The following is a 6,110-nucleotide window of genomic DNA, read 5'->3' as shown; positions in this document are numbered from 1 at the left end:
TTTGCCGCCGCAGCCCGCAAGCAGCGAGACGGCAAGGCCGATCACCAGCAGCAGCGCCGCCAGTCTTGTTGTTCTGCCAATCATTTGCGAATCTCTCCTTTCTCCCAAGGAACCTGAACCGCCTCGAAGCAAACGCCCCGCCCAGCGGGATTAATTAAATATATGCGGATGCCCGGGGTTTGGTTAAAGCTGTCTTGGATAATGGGATAAGCTTCGCGGAAAGGAGCGGGGCGCGCGGAGGAAGGATATTTCCATATTGCAATGCATTGAGGTCATAGTGCGAAAAAACCGGGTTCTACCGGAGAGTGAGCGGTTTCAATCGCAGCAGCCATCCCAGAAAGGCGGAGCAGAACTGCTTCTTGCCGACAGGCGTCGCCGACAGCCACTCCTCATCGCCGCAGCTCATCCGCAGCAGCCATCCGCAAGAATGGTCGGCGATAAAGGAGGCGTATTGAAAAGACCAGCCCCGGCTGCTTCTGGAGCAGATCCGCAGCTCTCCTGAAGTATGTCTGATTTTAACGCTTTGGGCGAAGCTGGCGGACAGCCGGGGGTCTCCCGTAACGAGTTCAACATACCGGCTCAGATCATGCAAGGAGCAGGAGTCCGAGATGCGTCTGATTTCGTCATACTCGAATCTCGACATCAGAAGCGCGGGGCTCTCTCCGCTTGGCTGCTTGGGGAGTGAAATGCCGCTTAGCAGAGCGCATATCCCTTTTTTGCACCCGCAATCTCTCAATTGATAGCAGAAGGACGCCAATGTCTCATGACAGACAGCGATGATTTGATCTATATGCACGTATATGAACAGATCATTCTCCGCATCTCCGCTTGTATAGGTCAGGCGGCAGATCCGGTCCGTGTCTTCCGGCAGGCGAAGCAGCTCTTGCTCCAAGTGCTTCTTCAGGCCCTCCGGCATCAGAAATCGGGATACTTGCTTCGACTCGTCAACGTTCACTGTAATCGTTTCCTTCCGGTTGTCCGGATTGGGACGCTTTCCCCTCATTTCCGGCTAAATTTCTGGCATTCTTTATGTTATTATAAGCTAATTTTAAGGTAAAATTAAGAAATGACGGGTACTATTTATATTATGAAATAACTGTAACGAGGTGATTTCAAATGAAAATGATGATTACATTCCAAAATAAGCTCGTACCCGTATATTTTACTACGGAAAATAAGCAGCCGACTCAAAAAGTGCTCCGAATTCTGACAAGCACCCTGGAACACAAAATCAATAAAGGCAAGACTGCCCTCAAGAAATGCTTGAACTCTTTGATTAGTATCGAAATTAAAGGCTCTGAGGCCATTTTGCACAGCTACAGCGAGAACGATACTCTCGCACTGTCTCTCTATTAATGCTGGCGGAGGACCTTCCTTACGCATCGGCAAAAGAGCATCTCCCGAAAGGAAGATGCTTTTTATTTTGAGCTATTTAAGCCGGATTACCCGGTATCGTCTGTAGTGATTGCACTTAGTCAGCGGCAAATGAATGGGAATTCATCAGTCAAACAACCTGGTGTTTATTAAATGCTCGGTAAGTCAAAGGCAACAGCAGAGCTATGACGATTATGGCAAATCCCGCCATGACCTTGTACTCCGGAATCAACTGCCCAAAAATATGGTACACCTCGTAACTGGTTACTCTATTAAAACTATCAATCATATTACTTGGCAGCAAATGCATCATGTGATTGAACAGACGGCTGCTTTTGCTTTCCTTAAGAAGCATTGGACCGATAAGAAAAATGACGATTGCAATGATAACGGGAAAGGGACTCCTCATACGGCTGGACAGCCACAGCGTCAACGCTCCCACCAGCAGACAAGCCAAACCGCCAATGAAGACCGCCCACAAGTACGTTTGAAAAACCGTGTAGGACACAGGCGCCATAAATTCAATCATTTGTACACTGGCATTCCCTCCGTCAAATCCACATATCCCCAGCATCAATAGCGTATAAGTCGTCAGCGCAAAGACAAGCAGTCCCAGAGACACGATGAAGCTGGCTTTCAATTTGGCGACGATAACCCTGTTGCGACCATAACGGGAGGATAAAATGATGGAGTCAGCCCCGCTCAGGTATTCACCTGAAAACACGGGAGCTAGACAGAGCGCGATAACGAAAGCAGTGAAAAAAAAGACATACTGCAGATTCTCAAACACATTCTCCCAACCGGTAACATAGTTCATTTGGAAGGGAACAGGGATGTTCTCATTCATTTTGATGAAAAAGGCCATATCTTCCGCCGAATAGTTGCCGTACGAATAATTCATGTTCAAATACCCGCGAACCTTTTCCAGCCGTTTCTCATAAAAAGCTTGGGCGTCACTTGGTTTCAACTTGTTGATAACATAGTAATTATATTCCCCTATGGGAGAAAAAGCGAAACGAATCAAGGAATCAATCTGTTCATCCTTTACTTCATATTTGGCATAGGCCTCCTCGGTAATCTCGCCTTTCTCATTAAGATTTTTCGGATCATGCCAAAGCTTATAATGCCGATTAACCGCATCTGCTGCTTTTTCCACGGTTAGGGGACCGGCAAGTTGACGGTTGTACTCCTTCCGCAAAGGGAAAGTGGCTATTCCTTTTAACTCTTTACCGTCCTTACCCGTTATCCACGCACCCGTAACCAAAGTACTTATCATTAATAGGATCATTGCTATCAAAATCGCAATCCCTGCATAAAATGATTTCCGGCGCATGATCTTGCGCAGCTCGAACCGGGTCAAGGTATCCATCGGTCATGCCCTCTCTTTCTCTTCGTCAGTTACTGCCACCTGTTCATCCTGAAAGTGATGCAGATAGAAATCCTCCAGCGTAGGCGCAACCAATAACGCGTGATGCGCGGGTTTCACCGTGGACACGATGCGCAGCTCCACCTGATTCCCTTCATGCCGCAGATTGCTCACACAGTAGCGGGCGTTCCATTCCTCCGCCTCCCGCGCTGGTATGTGGCATGACCATACGCAGCCTTCCATCGTAGTCGTCAATTGTTCCACCGTACCGGTCATCAATAGCCCTCCCTGCTTCATCACCAGAATCTGGTCAGCTATGTATTCCACATCCGACACAATATGCGTCGAAAGGATGACAATCTTGTCCCGGGCAAGATTGGCGATAAGGTTGCGGAAGCGTACCCGTTCCTTGGGGTCAAGTCCCGCTGTCGGCTCGTCCAGCACCAGCACGCGGGGATCGTTAAGCATCGCTTGGGCAATACCCAGCCGCTGCTTCATCCCCCCTGAGAAAGTGCGGATCTTCTTGCGGGCTACCTCCGACAAAGCCACCGTCCGCAAAAGCTCCCTGGCTTTACTCTTAGCTGCGGGCAGAGTTAACCCCTTTAGTGATCCTACATACCAGAGGAACTCCTCTGCGCTGAAATCGGGGTAGTAGCCGAAATCCTGCGGCAAGTAGCCCAGCATATCCCGATAATGCTCCCCCATGCTGCTGATCTCTTGACCGTTCATCTGAATCTCTCCGGATGTCGGGTTTAGAATGCCGCAGATCATCCGCATCAGCGTTGTTTTTCCTGCGCCGTTGGCCCCTAGCAAACCGTATACACCGCTGGTCAACCGGGTCGAAATGCCGTTCACCGCTTTTTTAGCGGAAAAATGCTTGCTTACCTGATTCAAGGTCAGTTCGAGCATCTCATGCTTCCTCCTTTTCCAGAATGTTACACCGGTATTCTTGATGCGGTCTCCAGGCTCCTGCAAGTCTTCCTCACCCTGCGTACCTCGAAAGCGATGCCTGCGGCTGTGAGCATCAGCAATGCCTGCCACAACCCGATTGCCGATGATTCAAACAGCCAGAGGGAAGGATTGAATGTCAACACCGTCTGCAGCAGCGCCACCAGTCCGCCGTAGGTCAGGCAGTAATATCCACAGCTTGGGGTACGAACCCGATTTAGCAACCACAGGCAACCGAGACAGGTCAAATTAAAGGGGACGAGCAGATAGAGCAGCATAACCGCCACTTCCAGCTGCATCCAGGCACTCAATAATACGGCCAGTAGCATCAGGCCTGCCAGATCCGCCATCCCGAGCAGACTCATGCGAACCAGAGTCAGCTTCTCCAGAAGATGGCGCGTAGTGAGTTCAATCTCCAGCATGCGGCAGCTTAAAGAACGGGTCAGCGTCTGAATCCCCGCTATGACCAGGAGCGGCGCAGCGATGGAAGTCAGCATGACAACCTGAACATTTCTATCTTGTTCCTGAAGAGAATTGTGCAGCAGTAGACCCATCCCGAGAACAATCAGCAATTGCACAGCCCACACCTTCCAGCTGATGAAGCGAAGCTGGGTCATATAAAACTGCCCAAAGGACGTTCTACGGCTCGCCTGTGTTCGGTGCAGCACCTCTGCCGCCCCTGTTACGGTTTCTTCCAGCTGCTGCTGGCTAACGGGGGGCGAGGGGTAGTTCTTTAGAGCCGCGATGATGGCATGTTGTGAGTTCTTGTTCACCGGATTCACTCCTTTGCAAGTAGCGTCTTAATACAACCAGCCCGCGCTTCACCCGATATTGCACCATGCACACATTCACTCCCGTTATTCGGGCAATATCGCGGAAGGTCAAATCCAGACAATACCGCATGAACACCAGTTCCCGCTGCTCATCAGGTAACAACTGGAGCAACTCATGTACCAGTTGCTCCCTTTCCACCTGCTCCTCAATGAAACAACTTGATTGTAGAGCCGCCCGGTCCGTTGCCTCCTTCGCTTCCTCCCAGGATAGAGGCGGCCGCTTCTTCATGTGATCGTTGCATAGATGGCGGGCGATCGTGTATAAGTAAGCGCGGCATTTTCCGGTATTTGTATAACTCTCGATGTGGCGGCAAAAACGGTAAAAAGTTTCCTGGGTTAGATCCTTCGCTTCTTCATTATCCCGTATTCGCCAGCAGCAGTATTTCTGAATACCAGCGTAATGCCGATCAATTAGCGGAGTCAGATATTGAGTTTCTCCTTCCTGAATGCGCCGAATCCATTCACCCTCCTCCACCTCGTCCCCTCCTCTCTACTATGTATAACTGTTTTTTTCTTAGAAAAAGTGAAAGCATTTTGTGTCTTTCTTGTGAAGTTATTAGCCCTTACGTTTGACCTTGTCTTGCAATAAACTGTCGGAACGACAGGGTTAGCTTGGCAAGCTTCTTTTCAATTAGGAGGGATTGCTCAAGAAATCTCTTCCTCCAAGCAATCCCAAACGTACAGACCTTAATCCTCCAGTTCCCGCCGCCAGCCGTATTTGCGGGATCGAGAGGACGCCGCCTTCTGCCCGGAGCCCGCCCCGGCTTTCCGCTTGGATTTGGCCTCCTTGGCCGTTTGATACACTAGCTCCCGCTGGGTTTTGTGGTAGCTCTGGAGCCTTTTCTCCTCAAGCTCGCCGCTCTCCACGGCCTCCAGGACGGCGCAGCCTTCCTCCCGCTCATGCCGGCAGTCCGCGTATCGGCAGCGCGCCGCCAGCTGCGCAATATCAGCAAATGCCAGCTCCAGCCCGCCTTCGTCCTCCCATAGCTGAAGCTCCCGCATGCCCGGGGTGTCCACGATCACTCCCCCGGCAGGCAGAAGAAACAGCTCGCGGCGCGTCGTCGTATGCCGGCCCCTGCTGTCCTCCTCCCTTACTTCCTGGGTAAGCTGAAGATTTGCGCCGCAGAGCCAGTTAACCATTGTCGATTTGCCGCAGCCCGAGGACCCGGTCAGCGCCACCGTCCGTCCTTCCCCGATGTAGGGCAGCAACGATTCGCGGCCGAAGTCCGTATGCGCGCTGACCGCATGTACGGGAACTCCCGGGGCCGCCATTTCCATCTCCGCGATTTTGGCCCCCGGATTCTCGCATAAGTCCGCCTTGGTCAACAGAATGACCGGAGACGCCCCGCTGTTCCAGGCCATGATGAGATATCTCTCCATCCGCCGGAGATTGTAATCGTCATTCAGCGCGCTGACCAGAAACAGGGTGTCCACATTGGCGGCCACGATTTGCTCCCTTGGCTGAGTTCCGGCCGCCTTTCGGGAGATTACGCTGCGGCGGGGGAGCATACCATGGATGACGACATATCCTCCCTCCGCTTCCTTGACTGCGGTCCAGTCGCCGATGGCGGGGTAATTGCCGGAGGCCT

General features: G+C 51.7%; 7 protein-coding genes. 1 reads left to right on the top strand and 6 read right to left on the bottom strand.

Annotated elements, in window-relative coordinates; translation table 11 throughout:
- Positions 1–295: 295 nt before the first annotated feature.
- A complete protein-coding gene (locus L692_RS0109095) occupies positions 296–1,003 on the bottom strand; it encodes a hypothetical protein (protein WP_025699174.1) in 708 nt (235 codons plus the stop codon).
- A gap of 113 nt (positions 1,004–1,116) precedes the next feature.
- Here L692_RS0109095 and L692_RS33455 point away from each other — a divergent pair, with 113 nt between their 5' ends.
- A complete protein-coding gene (locus L692_RS33455; protein WP_025699172.1) occupies positions 1,117–1,356 on the top strand; it encodes a hypothetical protein in 240 nt (79 codons plus the stop codon).
- 148 nt (positions 1,357–1,504) lie between these two features.
- Here the strand turns inward: L692_RS33455 and L692_RS0109085 are convergent, their stop codons facing one another.
- The 5 genes from L692_RS0109085 to rsgA all read right to left on the bottom strand — a co-directional run.
- Positions 1,505–2,743: an ABC transporter permease gene (locus L692_RS0109085; protein WP_025699170.1), complete on the bottom strand. Its 1,239-nt coding sequence runs from the start codon at positions 2,741–2,743 to the stop codon at positions 1,505–1,507.
- 3 nt (positions 2,744–2,746) lie between these two features.
- Complete coding sequence (locus tag L692_RS0109080; protein ID WP_025699168.1) at positions 2,747–3,649, bottom strand: ABC transporter ATP-binding protein; 903 nt, start codon at positions 3,647–3,649, stop codon at positions 2,747–2,749.
- Positions 3,650–3,675: 26 nt separating this feature from the next.
- The gene (locus L692_RS0109075) at positions 3,676–4,461 is read right to left on the bottom strand and encodes a hypothetical protein (protein WP_156940362.1); all 786 of its coding nucleotides are present in this window, start codon (positions 4,459–4,461) and stop codon (positions 3,676–3,678) included.
- Positions 4,397–4,996, bottom strand: a complete 600-nt coding sequence (locus tag L692_RS0109070; protein ID WP_025699164.1) for an RNA polymerase sigma factor — start codon at positions 4,994–4,996, stop codon at positions 4,397–4,399. The genes L692_RS0109075 and L692_RS0109070 overlap by 65 nt, the downstream gene beginning before the upstream one ends.
- Before the next feature lie 212 nt (positions 4,997–5,208).
- Positions 5,209–6,110: ribosome small subunit-dependent GTPase A (rsgA, locus tag L692_RS0109065; protein WP_025699162.1), on the bottom strand; the 902-nt coding region annotated here is incomplete at its 5' end.

The sequence above is a fragment of the Paenibacillus forsythiae T98 genome (genome assembly GCF_000520735.1).
GTDB classification, from domain to species: domain Bacteria; phylum Bacillota; class Bacilli; order Paenibacillales; family Paenibacillaceae; genus Paenibacillus_AQ; species Paenibacillus_AQ forsythiae.
The sequence above is the reverse complement of the archived record's forward strand: the minus strand, read 5'-3'. Positions and strand labels throughout refer to the sequence as shown.